This is a genomic window from Syntrophus aciditrophicus SB (assembly GCF_000013405.1).
GTDB classification, from domain to species: Bacteria; Desulfobacterota; Syntrophia; order Syntrophales; family Syntrophaceae; genus Syntrophus; species Syntrophus aciditrophicus.
This window is the reverse complement of the sequence record NC_007759.1, coordinates 1,483,448-1,509,576: the sequence shown is the minus strand read 5'-3', so window position 1 is coordinate 1,509,576 and position 26,129 is coordinate 1,483,448. Positions and strand designations below refer to the sequence as shown.

The window sequence follows — 26,129 nt, the reverse complement described above, 5'->3', positions numbered from 1 at the left end:
GATAAATACAGGAACTCACCACTGCTCTTCGACAACCCAGTGTTCGAAGGGCAGTTCTTTTTTTCGGGAGGAGGGAACCAGTTCTCGAATGAACCGGGATGGGCTGAGATTGGCAAACCCGGCCCATCTTGAATAATCCGTCTGGGGATAGCAGAGGTAGAGGTAATCCTTGGCCCGGGTGGCGGCCACATAAAAAAGTCTCCTCTCTTCTTCTTCGCCGCCGGCTTCCTGAACCGCCCGTTCCAGGGGAATCATGCCTTCAGCGCATCCGACGAGCAGGACAACGGACCATTCCAACCCCTTTGCCTGATGAACGGTGCTCAAAATGACCTTGTTTTCCTGGAGGTCATCGCCGGCTGCCTTGTCCCGTCCGTCGGCGTCCATGTTGGTCATGAGGGACAATTCACTCAAAAAGTCCTCCAGAGAGGAAAACTTGCCGGAAAATTCCGCGAGCTGTTCGAGATCTTCTTCCCGTGAGGCCGTATCGGTATACGTTTCCCGCAGATACTTTCGATATCCTCTCTCAATAATCAGGCTGATGAGATCCGGCAGCGTCGAAGCATGAACAGCCTCCTCCCGCAGCTTGATCAATACTTCCTGAAAAAAAGCGAGTCCGCCTCTGGCCGTCTTCGAAACCACCTTCAGAAAATCTTCCCTTAAAGCAGCTTCCAGCGGTTCTCCCGATTCCGAAAGAAATTGCCAGAGTTTCTCGGCAGTTTTTTTCCCGATCTTCGGACACAGCCCAAAAATCCGTTTCCATGCCAGTTCATCCAGCGGATTCCCCAGAATTCTCAGATAAGCGGTTACATCCTTGATGTGGGCCTGTTCGAAAAAGCGGATTCCCGAACGGATTTCATAGGGGATTCCCCGCCGTGTCAACTCCATCTGAACATCCATGGCGTGAAAATGGGCCCGGTACAGAATCGCCATTTCGTGCAGAGGAATGCCGTCTCTGTGAAGCTCCAGTATCCGCTGGGCAACAAATTCGGCCTGTTGCAGGGCATTCCGGGCAGGGACGACCACCGGTCTCAGACCCGCTTCCCGGACGGCCCGCAGAGACTTGGCAAACTGATTTTCATTGTTTTCAATGCTGAGATTTGCCAGATGGAGAATTTCCGGGGTGCTGCGGTAATTGGTCTCCAGTTTGAAAATCCGGCAGTCCGGATATTTTTCCGGGAAAGACATGATGTTGGCAAAGTTGGCCCCGCGGAAGGCGTAAATGCTCTGGGAGTCATCCCCTACGACCATGATGTTGCGGTGTCGTGATGCCAGCAGATCCATGATTTCCGCCTGGATGCGATTCGTGTCCTGATATTCATCCACGAGAATGTGTTCAAAGCGTTCAGCGTAATGTTGCAGGACATCGGGACATTCCAGCAGCAGGCGACGCCAGTTGAGGAGCAGGTCGTCAAAATCCATGAAATCGGACTGACGCTTGCGCAGATCATAAAGAGCGGCGACTTTTCGGATATCCTCAAGACGATGGCTGAAAAAAGGATAGCGTTCCGCTACGGTCGTGGAAAGATCGGCCGCTGTATTCACGGCAAGGCTCAATATCCCATAAAGAACATTGGCCTTGGGAAAGGTCGCCCCTTTCGTATCGATGCCCGCCTCGACAACGCAGGTCGAGATCAACTGCCGGGCGTCTTCCGTATCGAGTATGGAAAAGCTCCGTGTATAGCCCAGCCTTTCGGCGTGAGCCCGCAACATGAAATGACCGTTGTGATGAAAGGTTCCGCCGGAGAGGCGGCTGAGATCCACAGGAACGAGTTCCCGGACCCGGTTGAGCATGGAACGGGCAGCCTTGTTAGTGAACGTGGCCAGCAAAATCCGCTCGGGTTTGATCCCGGTCTCAACCAGGCGCGCCACCCGATAGGTCAGCGTCCGGGTTTTTCCGCTCCCCGCGCCGGCAAGAACCAGCATGGGCCCTCCCGCTTCCAGCACAACGTGACACTGCTCTTCGTTCAGTTCCTTCTCATAATCGATCATGGCGAAACAGACCCGGTATTTTGATCAGCATTCCTTCAAGGCCTTTTTAACGGCTTCCACGGTTTCGGCGCTGCTGACTGAGGAAAATGTCTTGAGCAGCCCTTCCCTTTCATAAAAGCCAATCAGAGGCGCGGTTTTCTCATTGTAGGTTTCCAGACGGTTCAGAATGGCTTCTTCGGTCTCATCATCCCGCTGAATCGTCGGACTGCCGCATTTCTTGCAGCGGCCATCGGGCAGGGGAGGATTGCTTTTGATATTGTATATTTCCTGACAATCCGGATTGGAGCAGGTTCTCCGAGTGGTCAGCCGATCCAGGATCACATCCCGCGGAACTTCCAGATTGACGACAAAATTCAGTCGAATATTCAGTTTTTCCAGGAGCTTCTTCAAGGCCTCGGCCTGGGGAATCGTTCTGGGAAAACCGTCCAGGATGAATCCGTTTGCACAATCCGGCTGTTGAAGGCGGGTTTCCATCATCCGCATGATCAGCGCATCGGGAACCAGATCACCCCGATCCATGTAGCCTTTGGCCTCCCGTCCAAGCTCTGTTCCTTCCTTGACGGCCGCCCGCAGAATGTCTCCCGTGGAAATCTGTACGGAACCATCATACTCCGTCAGCAGTTTGGCCACTGTGCCCTTCCCGGCGCCCGGCGCTCCCAAAAGAATAATCTTCATATTCCTGATAACCTCCTTAACTTTCAATTTCGTTTGCAGTTTTGGGACTATAGGCAAAATCCGGCACCGGGTCAAGCGAATACAGGGCGGAAAGGCATTAATTCTTGACTAAATCCATAATACTTTTTTATAGTCACGGAACGCCGCCAGCCTCAGGGAAGAGGCTTACTTCCCATCGCGGTTATACACGGCTGCAGGCGGCAGCATAAATTGAGGCGGCAAAAGCTCATCGATGCGGGACGAATGCAGGCAACCCGCACATCAGATTGCATCAGACGGAATGACATGACTATCTATCGTTTTCTTGAAGACGCTCAACCGGAACTTCTTGACCAGATCATCACCCTCTACCGGAGGGCCGGCTGGTGGCCGGAGGAGGACGCGGACCCTCTTCTCGTCGCACAAATCATCAAGGGAAGTCATTGCTTTCTTGCGGCCCTGGATGGACAACGTCTTGCTGGAATGGGACGGGTCATCAGTGACCGGGCCAGCGACGCCTACATCCAGGATTTGACAGTCCATCCCGATTACCGGCGCCGGGGAATCGGCACCTGTCTCGTGAACACGCTTCTGAAACGTCTCCAGACCGATGGGATTCCCTGGATCGGCTTGATTGCCGAACGAAATTCCTTTCCCTTTTACATCCCTTTCGGTTTTGAAAAAATGCCCGATTCGACCCCTATGCTGCTCAGGAAGTCATGAAAATACAGAATTCCTTCAGGTTGTTAACCGTTAGTGATTATTCGCGGCTGAAACCGTTTTTTAATCCCCTTAAATATCCCCTGGCAATCTATTCCCTCTCTTCGCTGATTGCCTGGAACAATGAATTGAATCCAACCTATTACACCATGGAGGACAATCTGCTCCTGTTGATGACTGCCGGTACCCTCCCGGAATATCCGAAATGCCGTTGCCTGCTGCTGCCCCTCAGTCCATTCCGGGAAGTTACTCCTCCTGAACTGGCTGAGCTGGCTCGTCGCCACTGTCTTTCAACCTTCTGCTTTATTCCGGAGAGCTATGTCGAACACTTCGGGTTATCTTCCATCAGGACCCTCTTTTCACTGACGGAGCAGCCGGATTACAGCGACTACATCTATCTGAAAAAGGATCTGACGGAACTGCAGGGGAAACGCTACCTCAAGAAACGGAATCACATTAATTATTTCCGCAGGATCTTTTTGGAAACCGGCAGAACGACGATCGAAGCTCTTTCCCCGGTCAACATTCCCGACACCCTTCTTTTTCTGGACCGCTGGTGTGCCAAAGACAGCAGGTGCAACCCGGAGACTGATCCGAATCTGGGACAGGAAAGCCAGGCGGCCCGGCTTATGCTGGAAAATCTGGAACTGCTCGAGGCGCGGGGAATCGCCATCAGGATCGACGGTGAGGTCTGCGCCTTTGGGATCGTCACCTCTCTGACGGACAAGATAAAAGTCCTCAATTTTGAAAAGGCTTATTCCCATATCCGGGGTTTGTATCAGTTCCTGGACAGGGAGTGCGCCTGCCGTCTTTTTGAAGATGTTGAATTCATCAACAAGGAAAGTGACATGGGGATTCCGGGACTGGCCGGTTCAAAGAAGTCTTATTTTCCGGTCAATCGGGTCCGATCCTATAAGTTGAGCCTGTTGAACGGAAAAAGGAACTGACTGGAATGGAGAGGAATTCAACGGGAGGGATCATGGTGGAGGTCGGAAAGAAGTTTCGGCAGGTGGGTAATTTCATTAAACAGGATATCTGGCGGATTAGACGCACTCAGCTTCCTCCCGGAAAATCCTTTTTCCTGACTCTTCTCAGGGTCCTGATCCTTTCAATTCGCGGATTTGATGAAGACAAGTGTAAGTTGCGCGCCTCTTCTCTGACCTTTTATTCTCTGGTTTCGATTGTCCCGGTTGCGGCCATGGCCTTTGGAATCGCCAAGGGATTCGGTTTCGAGAAAGTGCTGGAAGCGCAGTTGCGAAGCAAACTTGCCGGCCATGAGGAGATTCTTGCCAATGTCATTCAGTTTTCTCATTCTCTCCTGGAAAATACCAGGGGAGGTGTGATTGCGGGAATCGGCCTGATTGTTCTGTTCTGGGCCGTGATCAAGGTGCTGGGACAGATTGAAGAGGCCTTCAACGATATCTGGGGAGTCAAGGAACGGCGAACGATCGGCAGGATGTTCAGCGACTACCTGTCTCTCATGCTGATCTGCCCCGTTCTCATCATCCTTTCCAGCAGCATGACCGTCTTCATTACCACCCAGTTGAATCTGATCATGGAAAAGTTCACAATTCTGGGAGTCCTCAGCCCCCTTTTCTTTCTTTTTCTGAAGTTGCTGCCCTATGGCCTGCTGTGGAGCCTTTTCACCTTTATTTACATTTTCATGCCGAATACGAAGGTCCGCTTTACGTCCGGCCTCCTGGCAGGAATCATCGCAGGGACCATCTTTCAAATCGTTCAGTGGGGCTACATTACCTTCCAGATCGGAGTCGTCCAGTACAATGCCATTTATGGAAGTTTTGCCGTTCTGCCGCTTTTTCTAGTCTGGCTTCAACTGAGCTGGTTGATCGTCCTGTACGGGGCTGAATTATCCTTTGCCTACCAGAACGTTGACACCTATGAATTCGAACCGGACGCCCTGCAGGCAAGCCACCGCCTCAAAACTCTGCTCGCTCTTCAGATCACGCATCATCTGATTAAAAACTTTGCTGCGGGAGGCAAACCTCTTACGGCTCGTGAAATATCACACCGCCTTGAGATTCCAATCCGCTTCGTCAATGAGCTTCTTTTTGAACTGGCTAAAAGCAACGTTCTTTCGGTAACGGAAGCCGAAGGAGATGGAGAACGCGGATTTCAACCGGCTGTCGATATCAATGCCCTGACAATCCATTATGTTCTAGAGGCCATGGATCGGAGAGGACTCAACCACATGCCCTTCGCCCATGCTCCCGAATTTGGAGTTCTGTCGGAGGTTGTGAAATCATTCGGGAAGGCAATTGAAAGTCTGCCCGCGAACAAGCTTCTGAAAGAGCTTTGACTTCTTTATCAGCGATACAGAGTCAGGAAGATTGCCGTGCTTCTTTTGAGAAATTCATTATGAGTTATGACAGAAACGGAGGTTATCATTGAAAGCCGCTGTCTGGCTGCGTTTTCTTGCCTGTATTTATGTAATGGCTCTGGTCTCCATATCAATTTTGAACTGGAAGGGCCCGGAACGATTCTGGCTCGGCGCTGTAAATCTCTACATGCCCCAGGTCATGTGGGCTGTTCCGGGAATGTTTCTGACTGTTTTCATGTTCAAGGCGGACCGCTGCTGGGCTTGGCTGCCTCTGTTGTGCCTGCTTTGGGTGCTTGGCCCTGTTATGGGTTACTGCTGGTCAATGAATCAGCCCGAACCGGCACCGGGAAGTTTGAACATCCGGGTCATGACCTGGAATATCAAGTATGACCGTCGCAAGGCAGCACGTTTTATTCGCGAGATCGACCGCTGCAAGCCTGACGTGCTTCTTTTCCAGGATGCATGGAATTCGATGAGAGGCCCGCTGGGGAAACACATGCCCCCGGACTGGCACGTTCTTACCCGGGGACAGTACGTTATCGCGAGCAGATATCCTCTCTCCGAGGCAGAGGTACATGAATTGCCCTTTTCCGGAAAAAGAAAAGAGAGCTTCTTGCGCTGTCGGATGACCGTCGGATCGACAGCTATTTCACTTTATAACGTCCATTTCAAGACCCCTCGGAATAGTTTCTATACTTTGAGTAAGGCCAAAAGCCGCCCATGGGATCTTCCTGAATTTATCCGCAGCTTTGATAACAACATGAAAATCCGCATCGCCCAGGCCGCCACAATACGGGAATATCTCATCGCTGAACGGGGACCGGTTATCCTTTCCGGCGACCTGAATGCACCTGATGCATCTCTGGTCTGCTCAACTCTGCGTGGAGCCGGACTGCGCGACGCTTTCGCTGAAGGGGGGCGAGGCTATGGTCACACCTACGGACACTTTCTGCTGAAGAACAGACTTCCCTGGCTCCGCTTCTCCTGGATGCGGATCGATCACATCATGAGCAACGCTCAATTGAAGACACGGAACTGCCGGGTCGGAACAGGCAAAGCCTCCGACCACCGTCCCGTGATTGCCGACATGGTAATAAAAGCCACTTGAAATGCCGATCATGTTTATACGGGCCGCGGCGTCTTTATTGTCTTCCACGACAGTAAAATTTTTTCCGCTGCTGTTTTTTTCCTTCATCTGCCAGGCTTCCCGTGCTGACGCGTAGTTTTCCCCCGGCGCCTTCCGACTTTCAAGAGTGAGAATGCGATGACATTCCATTGCTGTGATGTCTTCTCAGTTTGCAGTTTTTGTGTTAAATTCAACTACATGATTGAGATGAAAAAATTGGAATGAAAAAAACGATTATCCTGAAAGCGCCGCCAAAATGAAGTTTTCATTCGTCTGCAGGCAGAAGGGCTGACTGATAACCACAGCTGATGGACTTGTCTGAGAAAGCGACTTAAACGTTATGTTTATAGACCGGGATTCTTATCGCAGAATCGTAGATGATCTTTATGACGGGCTGTACCTTGTGGATCGAAACAGGGTTATCCAGTACTGGAACAAAGCCGCTGAAAGGATTTCAGGGTTTACAGCCGCAGAGGTGATCGGTAAATCCTGTTCTGACAACATTCTCACCCATGTGGATCGAGACGGCAATACATTATGCAAGGGAATGTGTCCTCTGGCAATGACAATCGCCGATGGAAAGACCCGCGAAGCCGAGGTTTTCCTTCACCACAAGGAGGGCTACCGGATGCCGGTCTCTGTTCGCGTCAACACGCTCACTGACGCCGATGGAAATGTGATCGGCGGCGTGGAACTGTTTACAAGTCGAAGCAGTTCCAGATCCATTGAGCGGAGAATCAGAGACCTCGAAAAAAAGGCTTTTTACGACAATCTGACCCGGCTGGCAAACCGAAACTGCGTTGAAAATGAGCTCCAGATCCGTTTCGAGGAGCAGAAAAGGTTGGGCGTCTCCTTTGGCATTCTTTTTATGGATATCGATCATTTCAAGGAATTCAACGACACTTACGGCCACGACGTCGGCGATCTTGTCCTCCGGTTCGTTGCCGACACCCTGGTCAAGAATGCAAGACCGTCGGATCTGATCGGCCGATGGGGCGGAGAAGAATTTATCGGAATTCTGCGAAACGTAACCCATGAAAACCTTGAAATTCTCGGCAACAGATTGCGAGTCCTGATCGAAAACGCCTACATCACCCTGAAAACAGAGCAGCTGCATGTCAGCATATCCGTCGGAGCGACGCTCATGCTTGACAATGACAGCAGTGATACGCTGTTGAAAAGAGCGGATATGCTTCTCTATGAAAGTAAGCGCAGAGGAAGAAATTGTCTGACAATAGGATGAATAATCTTCGACATACGACAGGCAATATGAGAAATTAAACTGCAGGTTCAGCTGTCGTGAGACGCATGAAGATTCGCTGAACATTCAACCTGCATGGCGTATCTTGATTCAATGCAGAAGGAGGTGGAAAGATGTTCCGAAAGATCCTGTACCCGACCGACTTTTCAGATGTTGCAAATAAAGCTCTCGATTATCTGATAAAGTTTAAAGAAGCCGGAACAGAAGAAGTCGTGATCCTCCATGTCGTCGATACACGAAGCCTGCATATTCCTGAAGTCTATTCTCTTATGGACCTGTCTTTATTAGGAGAAAAACAGGAAATTGCGGCACGGGATAAAGCGGATAAAATAGCCGGGATTCTGGCAAATGCGGGAATCAGGACCGCTGTCAGAATCGAAACGGGCATTCCTTTCAAGGAGATATTGAGAGCCGAATCGGAAGAGGATATCTCCCTGATCGTCATTGGCTCTCATGGAGTCAGTAATGTGAAGGAAATGCTTCTGGGATCCGTTTCAGAAAAAGTGGTCAGGAAGGCCCGAAAACCGGTACTTATTGTTAAACGTTAAGAGGACCGATTCACATAAAGCGTATTAATATTTGAATGTCGTTATGTTATGAACGACACGCCTCACAATTGATGTTAACTATTTCTGTAAACCTTGAACCCGCATCCTCGGATGCCCGAGCCTCCATTCAGTCATGTTTGTTGATAGGATCCAGCGACTTGAGTGGTCATTCCGCAATCCCGGCTGCTCTGGTCGGCGCCGATCCGTAATAATGGCAAAAATCCAGAACTGTTCTCAGCTTTACCGTGAGCTTCGTGCTCATCATCGTGTCAAGTTCTCAGACGAGGAAGGAGAACATGATGAGAATTCTTCCCAGAGAGGAAAAATTTTTCGACCTTTTTGAAGAGCTGGCCGTCAAAATAGAAGAAGGTGGCAGCCTGTTCATGCATATTCTTGATCATTACGATCAGTCTGAACCCAATATTTTTCGTCTTAAAGAAATCGAACATGAGGCTGATGTAATCACCCACGAAACGTACGAGAGAATGTATCGGACCTTTCTCACCCCTTTTGACCGGGAAGATATCTACGCCCTCGTTAACAAGATGGACAGCATCCTGGATATTATCGAGTCCTGTGCCACGATCATGTTACTCTACAGGATCAAGGAGCCTGCACCGGAGCTGAAAGAACAGGTTCGCATCCTGAACGGAGCCATCACCAAGGTCAAAGAAGTTGTCCGTGCCCTGAGAAACATGAAGAATGCCCAGACGATTTTAGACGCCTGCGTGGAAATCAACACGGCAGAAAATGAAGGGGACGTGGTACTGAGAATAGCGATCAGCAGGCTGTTTGAAAATGGGATGGATGTTGTCGAGATAATCAAATGGAAAGAAATATTTGAGCAGATAGAGCACGCCATCGATGTCTGTGAAGATTTTTCCAACATCGCCGAGGGGATTGTTCTGAAAAACGCCTGATTCGCTATGGGAAAGAAAGTTGCTGAATTTTTACTGATTGTCTTTCCTTCCGGTGCGACACGCCATAAAATACATTCTTAATTTGTGAATAGGTTTATCGAAAGCTTCTGCCCCGGAATCCGATATGGACGATACCGCCGGGAATAACGGCGGTATCGTCAAAAAACAATGTTAACTGCACTGCTCAATAAGATCATCAGATCTTTTTACCACCTGTACCTCCATCCCAGTGATCCCACGTGCTCAGTATACTCTCCTGAGAAATTGGCGTCATAAGCAAGAAAGAGGCTCGAATTATTCTTCATATCGGCATTGAGCCCCACGCCGAATGCGACACGATCTCTATCCGGATGATCCCCCCGGATGGTGAAGGGCGCAGCAGGCGCTCCTGCAAAGGCCGTATCGAGCATATAATCGTCGTTGGAAAATTCGTGGAGCCATTTTATCCGGACTTCAGGGGTAATGGTGGCCGCATTCACCACAAAGTCCCTGTTCACTTTTATACCCAGTGTACCCAGGAGTGAGTCGGCGTTTTCACTGTCCCCATCGAGGCTTAACACCCCGGCATTGTCTTCCGTAAAATCGTCCCGGGTAAGATGACTCGCCTGAAAAGACGCCATGGGAGTGATGTTGATCGTGTTCAGCTTCAATTTGTATCCTGCTTCCATATAGGCGCCGACAATATGACCATCGTATTCGGCATCGGCTGTCTTGTCTACAGCCCCGAAGGAAATGTCTCGCGATGTATCGTAGCGGTTATAACCGTAAGCCAGGATGCCATCCATATACCAGGCGCCTTTTGTACAGGATCCATAAAGAGAACCATGCCAGCTGTTGATTTTTGAGGACTCGGTAAGGTCATTCATGTCCAGCTTTCCGCCGGAAAGCCCAACTGAAAAACCAAGAAGGAGAATATTCGTGATTTTTCTGTCAAATCCGATTGCCAATCCTCCCATATTGTAGTCATATTCGGTTGTTACATCATTTCCGTCCCGGTCTCCCACATTTCCGTATACCCTTGCCCAGATACCCCATTCATCGCCCCCGCTCAGATTGCCGCCGGCATCGGTGGCAACATCGCCGCGGGACGCATACATGGGTTGCGGAAGTGACGCAAGGAAAGACCTGTCGGCAATACCCCCTCCCATTCTGCCGGTCAATACGCCCATGTAACTGTTGAAACTGGAGAATGACACTCCCGTCAGGGCCGTGTGGACATTGCCTCCCATCTGGTCGAAAGCGGATCTCGCCCCGTCGGCGGAAAGGCTGGTAAGGCTGTTGAGGACAGCTTCCATTTCCCCGGTCGCGCCGGGAGAGATCGAATCAAAAGCAGAGGCGACAGCCCGCTGGTTGGGTGTGCCGGCGACATCGACAAAGTTTGTCGAGTTCCGGGTAAGCAGGAGATACACATTCGATGGGTCATAGCTCAACGAGGGAGTGAGAAATGCCAGATTGCTTGTTACCGTGCCAAAAACACCTGTCACTCCGCCTCCTGCAGTCAGGATCGTATAGCTTGTGTTCTGCAGGTAGCTGCCTGATTGCGCCAGCACATCCACGGCGCCTCCATTCAGGGTAGCGGTCCCTGTAACGACAAGCCGGTCTGACTGTCCCGCGGCATTGACATCCACCTGATAGGCCGCTCCCGCGTTATGAGTATAGTTTCCGGTTATTGTCATTTGACCGATGGAATTCCCGGGGGCCAGCGTCCCGGCGTTGGTCACGTTACCATTGATTGTCCCGATTCCGGAGAGAGTTCCGGAATTTGTAAACGGGGTATTCGCAGTGAAAGTGCCGTCATTGATCAGAACCGCTCCCGGTTGATTTGCGAAGGCGCCGTTATTCTCAATCGTGCTGCCGGCTTCGTTGATAAAAGTGCCGTTGTTTGTGATAACACCGCTGGCAGCGTTATAAATTCTACTGTTGCTGTTTGTAAAACTGCCGTTGTTTGTGAATGTTCCGTAGTTTCTGAATTCCCGGATCGTTGATGTGTTTGAATTCAGGTTCGTGAACGTGCCATCGTTTGTAATCACAGCACCGAGCATGTTATGAATATAGCTGTTATCGTTTGTGAGGGTGCCGCTGGTATTGTTCGTAAAGGTTCCATAGTTATAAATCTGACTGACATTAGCGTTTGTGAAAGTGCCGCTGTTTATAAAAGTCGTGTCGTTGCGTGTATTGCCGTTATTATTCGTGAAGGTCCCGCCAGCGTTGTTCGTTATGATGCCATTGTTATATATCCAGTTTGTACCTGTATTTGTAAAGTCGCCACCGGAGTTGATGGTGAGAGTATCGCCGGCAAACAAATTAGAAAAGCCGGCCGGAGGCGGGCTGCCCGGAATCACATAATCCACTGACAGGGCGGTACAAGGTAGAAAAACGAAAAAAAGACAGGACAGAACAAACTTTCCGCAGCAGGTCAGACTCGAACGATACATAACGGCCTCCTTCTGTTTATGGGACTTTTATTTGACATTGTACTGAACAGACATCAGGGACGGCTCTATTGCATGAAACTGAATTCGAAATATTAATTTAAGATATATTTCAGAACAGATCAATTCTTTTTCCATCGTATTATTATGATATTTTTCACATTTCTGCTTTTTATCAGAAATGTGAAAAATGAAAGAGCGGCCGTGAGAAACTGAAAAGCGGGATTCTTGAGTGAAAAATATCACGATCCTCTGATTGTGTGATTAATTATCTGTTGATCGTGTTTGATTATTAGAATATGAATGAATTTAGAGATGTGATTTCTGAAATACCCCTGTCTGTCATCCCATCATAGATGCGGCGGAATTTGAAAAAAAGGAGCAGTTTCAGATGAAAAAATCCCTGAAATTTAAAGACGCACTGGATACCATGAAGTTCCAGAAGCCTGAATTGACAGCAAGCGAAGGCATTCTGAATGAATGTGATTCATCAATAGATTATTTTAAGGGAAATCCGATTTCTTTTTATACAGACAAAGTCAAATTACAACTGGCAGTCTTACATCGCACGTTGCGAAAGATTGCGTCAAATCTTGGTTGTGTAAAACTGCATTACACGGATAAGGTGAGCAAACAGGATTATTTTGTGCAACCGAACTTTGAATTGCATCAATTTTTCTTCAGCAAATCTACAGCTGAACTGCTTGTAAATCATTTCGATTCCTATAAAAAAATATGTTGTTTATGCACACCACGCCTGGCCCATGAATGGTATGAACGGCAAAGAATTGTCACCGTGCTGGATATTGATGATCGATTTAACTATATGCCCGGTTATCAATATTTTGATTTGAAGAATCCGGTTGAATTGAAAATGGAGTTCGATCTTGTCATCGCAGATCCCCCCTTTGCTCTACTGGTTGATGAATTACGCGAATCGTTATATTCAGTTACTGCACACAGCCCTGAAGCGACACTCTGTATAATCTTTCCCATTGCTAAAGAGGAACGATTGTTTGCCGCTTTTAAGGATTTGCAACTGCAAAGAGTTTCATTCCCGAATCTCAGGTGGAATAATTTAAAAAACGTTTACAATCATCTTTTTGGTTTTTACAGCAACAGAGATATTTCTATAAAATAAATCTGATTATTGACGGTTCATTATCTTTCTGCATTGTTTTACCAGCTCTTAAAATCGACTCCTCCCGGCGGCCCGAACCGATCCATTTCAAGTGTTCCATTTCAGCGGTTTATCTTACCATTTCTGTCCTTACTCCATATTTCCGGATAAGGACCAGTCTCCATTTTATTATTCTTATTTATGGTTTTTCCAATCTGTCCCGTTCCCATACCTGTTTTTTTAATACAGTCACTACGGGAAAATCATTCTTTCATGTTTTGACTGTTCGTGGAATATTTCATCGAATACGGCATCAAAATCCAATTTCCCCGGCGTAGGAAAACTGTCGCGACCAGGGGATATCCGGATGAGCCTGGTTGAATGTGTTTTCTCCGACAATACGGATCGATTCCTCATCGATCCGTACGGGGTGATAAGCACCCATAAAGCCCCGATCGGCGTGGATGACCGGGTTTTCTCCCGGCCAGCAGTCGCATTCCGTGGTGATATTCAGCAGGGCGTTGATCAGAACGGAACGTCCTTCGATCTGACGCCACACGGCTGCCGCCGTTTCAACGAGTTTTTCCTGAAAAACCGCGGCGTCGGTCTCCCAGTGAATTTTAAGGGCAAGAGCTGGACAGAAGCCGATGCATTGAGCGCAACCGATGCAGACTTCGTGGTCGTAAAAGGGTAAGCCGTCATCGCCGAACTGCGCCGCACCAGTGGGGCATACTTCAACGCAGGTCCCGCACTTCGTGCATTTCTCAGGCATTAAAAGAGGACGGACATCGGCATGCATCCTCTGTTTCTGTGCCCTGGAAGCAAATCCCATGGACAGATTTTTAATGGCGCCGCCGAAACCGGCCTCCATGTGTCCCTTGAAGTGGGAAAAAATCACAAAACCATCCGTCTGGTCAAAAATGTCTGCAACCTGAACATGGGCGAAATGCCGGTATCCCGCCGGCAGATCGATCACGCACCGCCCACCCATTCCGTCGGCAATGGTCACCGGACAGCCCAGAAAGGATTCCGTATATCCGTGCTCCACTGCCGTCTGGAGTGAATCTTCAGCCTTGCGTCGTCCGCCGGAGTATAAAACCGTCGTATCAAAAAGGAAAGGCCTGACCCCTCCTTCCTGCAACCATTGAGCGATCTCCCTGGCATAGTCAGGCGGGAGAAAACTTTTGTTCCCCCTCTCTCCCCAGTGAAGCTTGATTCCCACCCGGTCGCCCCGATGGAATGGCATGACCAGCTTTTTCAGCAGGCGCCTCAGTTCGGATCGGTAAGGCCCCTGCATACCTTGAATCTCTTCAAAAAGGATTTCATTCATGATGCTCTCCTCTTTCTTCCACATCAGGATTAAAGGGAAGGCTGAAGCCGTTCGCCAGAACCAGGACTCAGCGCCCCAGCCAATCTTAAGGCAGCCTTCTCATCATCAAACCGGATCGTCAGTCTCCCGGCGGGTCTGACGATCAACATGCCCTCGTTTCTGAAAACACCGAAAACATGATCCGTTTTGCTTCTTTCCGGCATGATCCTGAACCCATCCTGAACTGAAATATCAGAGCCTTTTTATGGTGTCAATATGGACGCTTCGGCACTGTCTGCCTCACCACGCTTTTTCACCCTTCAGGAGTCTGAGACATCCGCGCTTTCCCACAACGCGTCACGAAGTCCGGATGTCCGTTTAATGCGGCGCGAAATGGCCTGGCGTATGATATCTTCTCTTCCCCACAGAAGAAGACCTTTCTTCGCCCGCGATACGCCTGTGTAAATCAGTTCCCGAGTCAACAACGGCGAATCCCGATCGGACAGAATCATCAGAACCTCGTCAAACTCTGATCCCTGACTCTTGTGCACGGTCATGGCGTATACGGTTTCATGTTCCGGAAGCCGAAATGGAGCGAAACGGCGGAAATTCCCTTCGGAGTCTCTGAAGAAAACGGAAAGTCCGCTGCCGCCGTGTTCAGGAAGGGTCAAGCCCACGTCCCCATTGAAGAGCCCCAGAGAATAGTCGTTGCGGTTAATCATTATGGGCCGTCCCGGATACCACCTTCCGCTCCCGGCGATCAGGCGCTCCGACCGCAGCATACTTTCCAGCAGGGCATTGACGTACACCACGCCGAATGGTCCTCGACGAAGGGCGCAGAGAATCCTGAATCGCTCAAAATAATCAAATATAACTTCAGGATTGTCATTATTTATAACCATTTGCATGTATTTCCTGAAGTAATGAATTAAGTTTTCCTCGATTAACCGGGGCAGTCCCAGCGGGTCGGGCAGATTCTCCCAGGCTATGTCGGAACAGCGTGACGAATTCAAAATGCTGAAGACTCGGTCTTTATCCCCCCGGTTGACCGCCCTGCTGAGCTGACCGATGCCGCTGTTTTCGTCGAAACGATAGTTTTTCTGCAACTGAACCATACTGTCACTGACGGGCGGCAAATGCCGGAAAGGAACCGGCGGCAAATGCCGGAAAGGAACCGGCGGCAAACACGACTCGCCGGTCATCCTTCTGATTTCCTGCCGAAATGCCTGTGAAAAGAAATTTCCTGCATCGTCGGGGCCGCAGAGATCACCGAGCACGGCGCCAGCCTCAACAGAGGCCAATTGATCCCGATCCCCCAGTAGTATCAGCCGGGAAGCCGGGGAGAGAGCCTGAACCAGTTTGGCCATCAGGGGGAGATCGACCATGGAGGCCTCATCCACGACAATCACATCGTATGGCAGAGGATTTCCCGGCCCGTGACGAAAATAGGGAGAGCCGGCTACAGTCCCCAGCAACCGGTGCACCGTCATCGCCTTACCCTGTTGATCATTGAGTCCGACTCGGGCATAAGCCGAATTCATGGCTTCGTCCAGGCGGACAGCCGCCTTTCCGGTAGGTGCGGCCAGGGCAATACGCAGCTTCGGCCCGCGGCTCAATATCTGCAGCAGAGCAAGAGCCCGTGCCGCCGTCGTTGTCTTTCCCGTTCCAGGGCTTCCAGAAATGACGACCAGACGGTTTCGCAGGACGGCGAGAGCGGCGATCTTCTGCCAGTCCGGAAAAATTTTCGACTTGTCATCCTCAAACCTGAACTGCCCTGCATCCTCCGGGAAAAAAGTCTGCAAGTTATGTCCAAGACCGGAAAGATCGAGAGATACATTTGATATTTTCCGGAAATCCTCCGATTCAGCTGGATTTCCGCATGATTTGATAAAACGGACCAGAGTGTCTTCATAAGACCAGTAACGGTAAAGATAAAGCCGCGACTTATCATCCAGGATCAGGGGCTTGTATTCACCTGGCGTTCCGACAACGGAGCATGCCAGCAGGGTTTCCCTCCAGATGGAAAGGGGTGGACAGGACAGCAGGATGCTTTCGGGCATCTCCTCGAGTATCTCGTCTTCCGGTTCCTCCCGGATATCCGCCATGAGTGGCCTGCCTGCATATTCGGCAAGATCGAGGCAGACATGCCCACCCCGGTTGCTTCGGCTGGTCAGTGCGGCAGCCAGAAAGACATCCTGGTTGTCCCCCCCGGAAATCTTTTCCATCAGTCGTCCGAAATGACGATCCAGGTCGGAGAAGTAAAAAAGGAGGGCCTCATCAGGCAACATCGGCATTTCTCCTTTCCGCAGGATTCTTTTCAATAAGTCCGTCATACAGCGCAGTCAGCCGCGCCTCTGACGGCCGATCGAAATAAACGCCCGTTTTTTCTCCCCGGCTTGGATCGATGCCCCGAAGAAATAGATAATAAATCCCGCCGAAATGCCTTTCCACGCGGTATCCGGGAAGACGCTGTTTCAAATAGGCATGCAGGGCCAGGGCATAGAGATGATACTGAAGGATGTAATGCTTCCGGACCATGACGCTTTTCAGGGCTTCCGGAGAATAGCCGGATGGGTCGGCGCCAAGAAAATTGGACTTCCAGTCCAGAAGGTAATATCGGCCATCGATGACAAAAACGAGATCGATGAAGCCCCTCAACCACCCCCGGACCGAGCTGAAGGAGAGGCGTTCCATTTCCAGGTCCCATGAATCGGGAACCATCCCGGGGTCTTCCCGGCTGATCTCCTGAAAGAGGATGCGCAGGTTATCCCGGGTCAGCCGCTTCAGAGGAAAATAAAATGCCAGTTCACTGATCCGATCCCCACAACAAATGTCTGATAAACGAAAGGATTGCCCATTTCCTCCCCCCGATAGCGACAGGGCAAGGACATTCCTGATAAGCGTCAGCAGGGCCGTCTTCCAGCGGGAATCGAATCCGTGAGAAGATAACGCCTCTGATGCCCGCTGCTGGAGAACCATTTCGTCCCTTTCCTTAAAATCAAGCTGTTCCAGGAACTCATGAAGAAGATTTCCCGTCTGAGTTCCCGGAGGGAGGACCTGCCAGTCTGAAGATTTCAGCGGCCGATACTCCTCTTCCCTATCCCGATCGGCTCCTTCCTGAGGAACATAGGTACCGAATACCAGGGAGGAAAAACTGGTGAACCGCCAGGACTGTTCCAGCTTCCGCGTAAAATTCCTGCGTGAAAGAGTCCCTTTCCAGTGCTCATTCGGAAGGGGAGTGACCGCAGTCGGAACAGGCAGATCGGCAATCGAAATCGATCCATGAGCGGAATCCGCTATCCGATCCAGATCCCGAAGAATTTCCGGTCCTGTAAGTTCATTATAGAAATTCCGGAATGATGCAGCCGCGGCAATGGCTTCTTCCGGATTATTCTCATCCCACTTTGAAGTCCTGTCGTGGAAGAGATAGGCCGGGGCGGAGCCTCCCGCTCCGTTGAAATGGCCCCAAACAAGATAGCAGCGATGTTTGGCACGGGTCAGTGCGACATAGAGGAGACGGACACGCTCCGCAAGCCCTTCCCGGTAAGCCCGCAGTTCATGGAGAGCCTGGTGAGGAAGGCCCAGATCACAGAGGAGAAAGCTGTTTTCATCCCCACCATGGCAGGTGAGAGCATCATTTTTAGAAACATCCTTTGCGCCCTCCCAGACAAAGGGACAGAATACAACGGGATATTCCAGTCCCTTGCTTTTATGGATGGTCACAATCCTCACAGCGCGGGCATCACTTTCAAGCCGGAGCTGATGTTCATCGGATCGCATCTTTCCCGGATCGCGCTGCTCTGCCAGCCACCGGATGAGGCCCCGCATCCCGCGGTTTCTCTCCAGACTCTCACGGTGCAGGACTTCCGCGAGGTGAAGAACGTTGGTCAGCCTCCGTTCTCCGTCGGGTTGCGACAAAAGACGGGAACGTATATCTTCAATCCGCAGCAGAGAACGCATCATCCGCATGAAGCCTGCTTCCTGCCATTGTCTGTGATAATTGCGGAAACGTTGAAGGCAGTTTTCCCATTGTCTTTCATCGATTTTGAGGCGGTAAAGAGCGCCAATGCTCAACCCCAGGAGGGAAGTCATCATGGCCGCTCCAAGACGACGCTCGTCGTTGGGAACTTCAATCGCTCGGAGAAGCAGATCCATATCCGTTGCCTCCAGCGAGTCAAACAGATTATCCCGACTATGCATAACAGCCGGTATCGATCCTTCCAAAAGGGCCTGCTGAATAAGCCGGGCCTCCCGATTGGACCGGACGAGAACGGCCACATCCCCGGCTTCTATTCTCCGGTTGCCAATCAGGGCCATCCCCTTCCTTCCTGCATCCAGCAGGTGACTGATCTCCGCTGTAACGGCCTGGAGAATCCCGGGGGTCGCATGGCCTTTTCCCAACGGCTTCACCTTTCCGCCCTTTTGATGATCAGGAATAACCCAGAGTTGAAGAGGCGCCGGATCCCATTCGTCGGGTCCGGCAAGGATCAACTGTTCTTTCTGCCCTCCCGGAGCCGGTTTTGAATCCATAAAGGAAATGGCCTCGTAAACGAAAGGATTTGGATGACTGTGAAACACGCTGTTGACAGCATTGAGAAGCGCAGGCGCAGAACGCCAGTTCTCCTGAAGGGTATATGCTGCATCCACCTGTTTCGCCGCTGCCATGTAGGCAAAAATGTCCGCGCCCCGGAAACTGTATATCGCCTGTTTTGGATCACCTATGAGAAATATCGGCGGTTTATCTGACTCCTCAGGGCGGTTGCACAGAAAAGCCGCTTGCAGAATGGCATACTGCACGGGGTCCGTATCCTGAAATTCATCTATCAGGGCAGCCCGGTATTTTCTCCGGATAGCCGCCGCCAGGAGATCGCCTTCCGGCCGTCCGAGGGCATCCCGCAGGCGCAGGAGAAGGTCGTCGAAAAAGAGGATATTCCGCCGGGTTTTAAAAGCGGGCAGTTCAGCGTGGATAGTCTGCAGAAGTTCTTTCTTCAGCGATAGAAGAATACTGTCAAGTACAACTTTAAGTCTTTTCTCCAAGTCATTAATTACTTGGCAAATTTCGAAAAAGTGATGTTTTGGAGGCACACAGCCTTTCCGGCACGATCTGGACAGTTTGCCTGCAGTAAATTTTTCGAAGTTTTTCGGCAGGGGAAAGCAGGGCCCCCCTCTTTCCAGAAAAACATCCAGTTCATCGACATAGCGATCCGTTTGATATTCCCCGTATACTTTGCCGTTTAGCGAACCATCCCTGAGGAGGCTGCAAACGGTTTCGCGGCACTCTTTCCATGAGTCCCGCAATTTGCTGATCTCCCGGCGATAAGCGGCGATTTCTTCTTCCACGATATCATGGTTCGGGGCTGGCGGCTCCAGAACGATTCGAATATCCGGATGGCTGGAAATCTGCCTCAGAAAAGAGCGGTATCCCGCCAGGTTATTTTTTGTTTCAAGCGCGTAGGCGACCAGTTCCGGCTGCGCTTCGTAAAAGTGACGCCGCCAGAAATCCTGGAGAATCAAATCCGTTATTTTTTCCGACTCGGTGATCAGTTCGGCATTGAAGGTTGAATGACTTTCAAAAGCGTTTTCCTGAAGCGTCCGCTGACAGAAACCATGAATGGTAAAAATGGCCGCCTCGTCGAAATCCCGCAGCGCCGTCGCCAAACGCCGCCGTGCGGAATTCGTGCGATCATCCTCCGCCAGACGACGGACAAATGAGTCCAGAAAGAGGTCTTCAACCCTTCCATGCCCGAGGGCCTCCAAAGCCCGGCTGAGTGTGCAGCGGATTCTGTCTTTCAGTTCCTCCGTCGCCGCCACGGTGTAGGTCATGACGAGAATCTCCCCGACCTGCAGGGCATGCTCCACAATCAGGCGAAGAAAGAGTCCGCTGATGGCGTAGGTTTTTCCAGTGCCCGCATTGGCTTCAATCAGGTTTCGTCCCTGAAGGGGCGCGTTGAGGAGGTCAAAAGGTTTCATGGCGCTTTACGATTTGATTTTTTCTTCCATTGCGTTTCGAGCAGAGGTCTATAGACGTTCAGGGACAATTCCTGAAATTCCACATCCTGGGGGGAGAAATCCCCAAAACAAAGGCGGTTGTAATGATCAACACCTTCGCCCCTCTGAAAATCATCTCCTTCCCACGCTTTTCTTGCCGCGTCCCAGGCGGACTCTTCCGCTTCTTCCGACAGTTCTCCGTTCCTTAATATTTTTACGGCATAGGCCCAGGAGGTTTCCGGAAAAAAGTGAAGAGGGCGACACAACCCTTCCCGATAAAGGGAGATCAGTTTTTCAAGGTGACACCGGGCTTCATCGATGGCGGAATATCGCCATAATCCGTTTTTTCCCAGAAGAAGACTTTCTCTGTCGCCTCCATCGGGGCCGTCCGTTGCATGCAGAAGAAGATGCATAATCCACAGTTTCAGGTGATCCTTCCCTTTCAGGGTCGCGTAGCGATAATGGAGCAAACCCCGCGAACCGAGTCCTTCAAGGCGACCGGAGAGTCGGAAACCAGCCACTTCCAGATCGATGTCGCGGGGAGGAATGTTTTCCGAGTGCAGAATATGCTTATAACTACGAACAAAATGGCAAATATCGCGCTTTAAGGCATCGAACCGGGACTGACCCACAGCCCCATGGGGAAGGAGCCCCTGCGCGGCGAGCACCGGATAAACTTCCTCCATGTGTCCCGTTTCGATTTCCTTTTCCATCAGAAGCTGTTCAATGCCGTACCGGTCAAGCCCCTCTACATCGAAGTGTTCATTCTCCTCCAGTACGATGTCCGCCTCCCCCAGAAAGACGGCCAGTCTTCTCTGCAGAAAAAATCTTGCGGGATGACGGAAGAAGGCGATCAGATCCCGAATGGTTGCCTGCGTAGCCATTGCCGGATCTTCCGGAAGCCTTTCCGCTTCGGCACCCGGTATCGAAGTCAGGGACGAACGCTTGAGCAGGGTGTTTGCCGCTTTGCGGTTCTCTTCGGAATAACTGAAGAGCCGGCACGATTCTTCGGTAAAACAGACCGGGCTGAAAGCCTGAAGGGGATGGTATGTGATCAGTAACTCATCGATATTGCAGTCTTTCAAAACAAATCCGCGGCGGACATAATCCAGAAGTTCGCTCACGACCACGGATGGGGGGATTCTGCTGTTGTCTTCCATGCTCTGCCCTACATAACTGATATAAAGCGTATCGCGGGCGGAAAGAAGGGCTTCCAGAAAAAGATAGCGGTCGTCGTTCCTCCGGGAACGGTCGCCCCGCCGGGGGTGCCTGGCCATAAGGTCGAAACTGGGCGTCTGCGGCCGTCTCGGGTAGTCCCCATTGTTCATTCCCATCAGGCAGATCACCCGGAAAGGAATGCTCCTCATGGGAAGGAGAGAGCAGAAGGTTACACCCCGGCTGAGAAACCCGCCATCGGCTCCCGTTGCCTGAAACCGATCCTGGAGGAAGGACCGCACGATGGCAAGGCTGATTTTCTCCGGAAATCCGGTTTTTTCCTGAAGATTTTTGAGATCGGAAGCAAGTTGACGTAGATTCCGGATATCCGGTTCAGAGTCCTCATCTCCCAGGAAAAAACGATCAGAGATATCGTCAAGGAGACTGCCCCAGTCCGAAAGCGTGCGATCCTGACTCAGGCTTTCCGCTGTCAGAAACAGCCGTTCTGTGAATTCCGCCAGAATGCCGAGGAGCCGGGCCTCGCTTCCTTCCGCCGTCTCACAGGGCATAATTCCGGAGAAAAGTTCATTGTTTCTGGCCGGAAGGGCATAACCCAGCAGCATACGCTTCAGTCCCCATTGCCAGGAATTTGTGGCGATTTCCGGCAACCCCTCCCGCAGACGGCTGCGTTCATCGATTCCCCACCGGATGCCGCTGTCGGCAACCCAGCGCGAAACCTGATCGATATCGGCTTCAGTCAAGCCGAACCGGTTGCGAATAGCGGCAACCTCCAGTAGTGAGAGCACCTCGCCGGCGGCAAACCGCCCTAATGGAAGATCAAGGATTTTCAGGAGTCCTCCCAGAACCGGTCTCCCACTGATCGTGGCGCGATCGACAATATGGTAAGGGATTTTCGGCTGATCGACCAGACCGGGCGCATCCTCATCGACTGTCTCGAATACCGCCGTAATGAAAGGCGCGTAAGTTTCGATTTCCGGTGTCATGACCACGATGTCATGGGGTTGAAGGGATGGATCGGCTTCCAGAAGGTCCAGCAGGGAATCGTGAAGCACTTCAACTTCGCGCATTGGACTGTGGCAGGCATGAATCTGCAGAGATCTTTCCTCGGAAAACATGACCTCTCGGCCGTCCGCATCGGCCTCCCCTCCGCCCTCCCGGAGATTCAGAATGTCGGACTGAATCGCGTGGAGAAGCGAGGTTTCGCCCGGTTCGACATAATACTCCTCTTCCCGGCCTGAACATTCGCCCAGAAAAGACCAGAACTCCCGTCCCAGAGTGCCCAGGGAGGCCAGCAGACTGTTGCCCTCTTCCAGATAGAGCTCACTACGGGACAATTCCTCATTCTCCATTCCTTTCTCAACGCTGCCCTTAACCAGTTTCACTTCCCGGGAAATCTCCCGGGAGGAACGGATGTCGAACCAGAATTCACGGGATGGATTCAGGAGAAAGAAATTAACCTCCATGAAAGACGAAACAGCAAGAAAGATATCCAGATAAAAAGGAGGCAGATAGGAGATTCCAAATATCGAGATGCGTTCCGGCAGGCAAGCGGAGAGTTGATTTCCCCGCCGGATCATGACATCTTGCAGAGAGAGGCGGAGTACCGCCGGGTGGACGATCTTTCCCTCCTCTACGAAAAGCCGCCAGAGATCCGCCTGCCAGGAATATTCGTCTCCATCGGAAATTCTTTTCTCCCAGTTAAGGATCATTTCCGGACGGAAAATCAGATATTGATCGAAAAGTCGGGCAATCTGACGCGACAATTGAAAGCGTTTCAGCCCTTGAGAATCGTCATGGAGGTATGCTGCCAGAGGTTCAAAACCAGGGCGCGATGACGCAACGGTCAGCAGGCTCATGATACGCCAGGCCGCAAGCTCCGGATTGAAATCCTGTTCTGCCTCCCAACCCGGCAGAACGGCATGGAAAATGTCCTGAATCATTCTCCTTGGAAAGGGAAACCGGACATTGGCGCAGATCCCGTGAAAAGCGGCCAGTTGCATGGAAACCCAACGTTCCATTCCCCGGCTCTGGACGACAATGATTTCCGGAGTCAGCGGTGAAGAAAGAGGCCCGGCCAGAACATCGGCCAGCTTTTCAGCCAGAACCTCCATGCGGTTGCTTGCAATAATGTTCAATCCTTTCATGGAAGCTTAACCTCTGTTACGGCTGTTTCTTTTCTCCTGAACTATCCATGAATCTCTTCTCATCATCTTCATTTTCGAAAAAGGATGACAGATCGCTGAGATAACGGCAGAGAGGAATCCTCTGAAACAGTTGTTCTTCAGGGACATAGATGGACAACCGAATGTTTTCCTTCAAGACCGTGTCTTCCTTTTTGCCGGACCGGGATTTTTTTCCCATGGAATATTCCTTTATATCATGAGGGTTATCACTTCAGGAAAATCGACCATCCCGCCTTCAGCGATCCCGGAAAAAGGTCCAGGGCGCCCGACGCCTCGGAAACGGGAGAAAAACCGCAGTTCCGGCAGTTGATCCGCCCCCTGCTCTTGACATAACAACCCGGAGTGATGGCGCCATCAGGATCGACATTGATGAGAATATCGTCATGGCAGCGCCAGTCGTTGTTAATCATGGCCGTCAAACGACCGGCGGAGTTGAGAATCGGAAACCCTTGTTTCTTCATCGCGACAACTTCTTCCAGAACCGTCTTCCGTTCCAGATCGGACAAAGCCAGGGATGCTTCTCCCTGACCATAGGGGTAGAACAGTTGAACGGTCATTCCGCGGAATGCCGGAATGCCTTTCAGTTTTTCCAGCAATGGGCGGATATCGTGACGATTCTCACGGTTGATGGTGAAGTGAACGAAAAGACGGCCATGACTGCATTGTTCGAGATTTTCCCAGACTCTGTCGAAAGAACCGGAGCGGAGCCGGTCGTGAGTCTCCTTCAAGCCGTCCAGACTGACCCACAGGATGTCCGCCGGCACATCCAGGGGAAAGGTTCCGTTTGTTGTTACGGCTACCCGGGGAAATAGCCTTCCGGCGTAATTGACCAAATCATGCAGGTCATGGCGGCCATCCCGCCACAAAAAGGGTTCCCCTCCTTCAAAGACAACAATCAGTGTGCCCTGATGCTTCAAGGCGTCAAGGGAAGCCCTGGCCAGAGACCAGCTCATGTTGGCTTTCTCTTCTCCGGCACGCTGGTGAAACGGGCAGGCAAGACATGAAAGGTTGCAGCGGAATGTCAGTTTAAAACTGGCCAGAAGAGGAATTTTCTGACGCATAATTTTCCGCCGCAGAATGAAGTCGTAAAAAGGAGCGATGCGGCAGACAGATGCTGCGAGGCGGCTTTCCCGTGGACCTGCTGTCGTTTGAGCAGCAGTTGACTGAAAATTATTTCCTGAAATTGTTCCAGAGCGGTTCATGATTCTAAATAATACTTAAAAAGGGGTTAGGCAGGTTGCCTGACCCCTTGTTTTGGCGGGTGAATTCAGAAAGACAGCTTTTTTCACCCTTTAATGCAGTCCTGCTTCCACAGGCAATCGTTATCGCATTGCTGTCTTGTCTGAAAACAGGGATCGTTGCCTTCTTTAATCTGGATATCCCGGATGATGTCCTGCTTGGAACGCCCAACCCTTGCATCGACTCCCCACTGCTTGGCTATCTTTCTTATCTCCTGAATTTTCATCCTTTTTCTCCTTTTTGTGGGTTTTTGATCTGCAGAGTCCAAATGCCATTGATCACTTGTCGGATACAAAAAAACAGCATTTATTTTATTATTAAAGCCTTATGTAAGGTAGCGGATATACATTGAAATGTCAAATGGAAAGTGCGGGAATGCCTTATATGCATCGAACACACAGGCATTGTTAATTAAAATAAATTTTATGTAAAATCAAATATTTTCTTCATAAAATATCCCCGGAAGAGCTTGACCTCAACAGCAATTTATGGGAGAGAAATGACCGAATGCAAAGACATAAGCCTGAGTATGAGCTTTGCTATTTCCATTCATGACATAAAAACCCTCGGATGGGTTTTAACCATCCGTGATACCTGGTGTTTTTCAAAATCAACGTCATCGTGTCTTCGGAATGAAATTCTTCATGGTTAGCTCCTGTCTGAGAATATCGGCTAAGGAGATAACTGTGGATTCGAATCAGCGAATAACCTGCAAACAATGCGGCACCTGCTGTCTGGCCCATATCAGCGCCTATGCGAGTGGTGAAGACATCGAACGCTGGAATCGGGAAGGCCGGGATGACATTCTGCACATCATCGAACATGAGCATGCCATGTGGGTTGGAGATCACCTGGTTTCTTCCCTGGATGGGCACTACCTTCATGGATGTCCGTTTTTGACCTGGGAAGGCGCCCACTATGCCTGCTCTATCTACGTCACAAGGCCTTCGGTCTGCCGAAATTATGAACCAGGCTCATCGGAAATTTGCCCGCAGTTCAAAAGGACAGAAAAATAATTCTTGACCTGTCTCTGACCTCACGCTGACTCGACGTCAGAATTCGCGCACGTCAATATACAGGGGAGTATTCCTCTTTTTCGGATGGCCGTTCCGTATTTCAATCCCCT

General features: G+C 50.7%; 20 protein-coding genes. 9 read left to right on the top strand and 11 right to left on the bottom strand.

Annotated elements, in window-relative coordinates; genetic code table 11:
- Window positions 1-15 precede the first annotated feature (15 nt).
- On the bottom strand, window positions 16-1,989 hold the full coding sequence (locus SYN_RS07005) for an ATP-dependent helicase (RefSeq protein WP_011417374.1): 1,974 nt from the start codon (window positions 1,987-1,989) through the stop codon (window positions 16-18).
- A gap of 24 nt (window positions 1,990-2,013) precedes the next feature.
- On the bottom strand, window positions 2,014-2,664 hold the full coding sequence (locus SYN_RS07000) for an adenylate kinase (RefSeq protein WP_041584841.1): 651 nt from the start codon (window positions 2,662-2,664) through the stop codon (window positions 2,014-2,016).
- Between the two features lie 285 nt (window positions 2,665-2,949).
- Here SYN_RS07000 and SYN_RS06995 point away from each other — a divergent pair, with 285 nt between their 5' ends.
- The 7 genes from SYN_RS06995 (at window position 2,950) to SYN_RS06965 (ending at window position 9,556) form a co-directional block, all read left to right on the top strand.
- The gene (locus SYN_RS06995; RefSeq protein WP_041585492.1) at window positions 2,950-3,366 is read left to right on the top strand and encodes a GNAT family N-acetyltransferase; all 417 of its coding nucleotides are present in this window, start codon (window positions 2,950-2,952) and stop codon (window positions 3,364-3,366) included.
- Complete coding sequence (locus tag SYN_RS06990) at window positions 3,363-4,310, top strand: DUF2156 domain-containing protein (protein WP_011417371.1); 948 nt, start codon at window positions 3,363-3,365, stop codon at window positions 4,308-4,310. The genes SYN_RS06995 and SYN_RS06990 overlap by 4 nt, the downstream gene beginning before the upstream one ends.
- A 5-nt stretch (window positions 4,311-4,315) precedes the next feature.
- Window positions 4,316-5,680, top strand: coding sequence for a YihY/virulence factor BrkB family protein (locus tag SYN_RS06985; protein ID WP_011417370.1), 1,365 nt, complete (start codon window positions 4,316-4,318; stop codon window positions 5,678-5,680).
- Between the two features lie 88 nt (window positions 5,681-5,768).
- Window positions 5,769-6,809 (top strand): endonuclease/exonuclease/phosphatase family protein, encoded by a 1,041-nt coding sequence (locus tag SYN_RS06980; protein ID WP_011417369.1) that lies wholly within the window; start codon window positions 5,769-5,771, stop codon window positions 6,807-6,809.
- 358 nt (window positions 6,810-7,167) lie between these two features.
- The gene (locus tag SYN_RS06975) at window positions 7,168-8,070 is read left to right on the top strand and encodes a sensor domain-containing diguanylate cyclase (protein ID WP_011417368.1); all 903 of its coding nucleotides are present in this window, start codon (window positions 7,168-7,170) and stop codon (window positions 8,068-8,070) included.
- 131 nt (window positions 8,071-8,201) lie between these two features.
- On the top strand, window positions 8,202-8,636 hold the full coding sequence (locus SYN_RS06970) for a universal stress protein (RefSeq protein ID WP_011417367.1): 435 nt from the start codon (window positions 8,202-8,204) through the stop codon (window positions 8,634-8,636).
- 296 nt (window positions 8,637-8,932) lie between these two features.
- Complete coding sequence (locus SYN_RS06965; protein ID WP_041584840.1) at window positions 8,933-9,556, top strand: DUF47 domain-containing protein; 624 nt, start codon at window positions 8,933-8,935, stop codon at window positions 9,554-9,556.
- A gap of 206 nt (window positions 9,557-9,762) precedes the next feature.
- Here the strand turns inward: SYN_RS06965 and SYN_RS06960 are convergent, their stop codons facing one another.
- Complete coding sequence (locus SYN_RS06960) at window positions 9,763-11,991, bottom strand: autotransporter outer membrane beta-barrel domain-containing protein (protein WP_011417365.1); 2,229 nt, start codon at window positions 11,989-11,991, stop codon at window positions 9,763-9,765.
- A gap of 388 nt (window positions 11,992-12,379) precedes the next feature.
- On the opposite strand from SYN_RS06960, the gene SYN_RS06950 reads away from it, so the two are divergent.
- Window positions 12,380-13,129, top strand: coding sequence for a protein-lysine N-methyltransferase (locus SYN_RS06950; RefSeq protein WP_011417363.1), 750 nt, complete (start codon window positions 12,380-12,382; stop codon window positions 13,127-13,129).
- A gap of 292 nt (window positions 13,130-13,421) precedes the next feature.
- Here the strand turns inward: SYN_RS06950 and SYN_RS06945 are convergent, their stop codons facing one another.
- From SYN_RS06945 to SYN_RS06915, 8 genes are all read right to left on the bottom strand, one after another.
- Window positions 13,422-14,438, bottom strand: coding sequence for a DUF362 domain-containing protein (locus SYN_RS06945; RefSeq protein WP_049749933.1), 1,017 nt, complete (start codon window positions 14,436-14,438; stop codon window positions 13,422-13,424).
- A 29-nt stretch (window positions 14,439-14,467) separates the two neighbouring features.
- The gene (locus SYN_RS16235; RefSeq protein WP_011417361.1) at window positions 14,468-14,641 is read right to left on the bottom strand and encodes a hypothetical protein; all 174 of its coding nucleotides are present in this window, start codon (window positions 14,639-14,641) and stop codon (window positions 14,468-14,470) included.
- Window positions 14,642-14,737: 96 nt separating this feature from the next.
- A complete protein-coding gene (recD, locus tag SYN_RS06940) occupies window positions 14,738-16,705 on the bottom strand; it encodes an exodeoxyribonuclease V subunit alpha (RefSeq protein WP_041584839.1) in 1,968 nt (655 codons plus the stop codon).
- The gene (gene recB / locus SYN_RS06935) at window positions 16,695-20,387 is read right to left on the bottom strand and encodes an exodeoxyribonuclease V subunit beta (protein ID WP_011417359.1); all 3,693 of its coding nucleotides are present in this window, start codon (window positions 20,385-20,387) and stop codon (window positions 16,695-16,697) included. Before recB ends, recD begins: the two co-directional genes overlap by 11 nt.
- Window positions 20,384-23,725, bottom strand: a complete 3,342-nt coding sequence (gene recC / locus SYN_RS06930; RefSeq protein ID WP_011417358.1) for an exodeoxyribonuclease V subunit gamma — start codon at window positions 23,723-23,725, stop codon at window positions 20,384-20,386. Before recC ends, recB begins: the two co-directional genes overlap by 4 nt.
- Window positions 23,726-23,741: 16 nt before the next feature.
- Window positions 23,742-23,942 carry a hypothetical protein gene (locus tag SYN_RS06925; protein ID WP_011417357.1) on the bottom strand — a complete coding sequence of 67 codons (201 nt, stop codon included), beginning with the start codon at window positions 23,940-23,942 and terminating at the stop codon, window positions 23,742-23,744.
- A gap of 28 nt (window positions 23,943-23,970) precedes the next feature.
- A complete protein-coding gene (locus SYN_RS06920; protein WP_041584838.1) occupies window positions 23,971-24,825 on the bottom strand; it encodes a radical SAM protein in 855 nt (284 codons plus the stop codon).
- Window positions 24,826-25,049: 224 nt separating this feature from the next.
- On the bottom strand, window positions 25,050-25,229 hold the full coding sequence (locus SYN_RS06915; protein ID WP_041584837.1) for a hypothetical protein: 180 nt from the start codon (window positions 25,227-25,229) through the stop codon (window positions 25,050-25,052).
- A 460-nt stretch (window positions 25,230-25,689) separates the two neighbouring features.
- On the opposite strand from SYN_RS06915, the gene SYN_RS06910 reads away from it, so the two are divergent.
- Window positions 25,690-26,019 carry a YkgJ family cysteine cluster protein gene (locus SYN_RS06910; protein ID WP_041584836.1) on the top strand — a complete coding sequence of 110 codons (330 nt, stop codon included), beginning with the start codon at window positions 25,690-25,692 and terminating at the stop codon, window positions 26,017-26,019.
- Window positions 26,020-26,129: the final 110 nt, after the last annotated feature.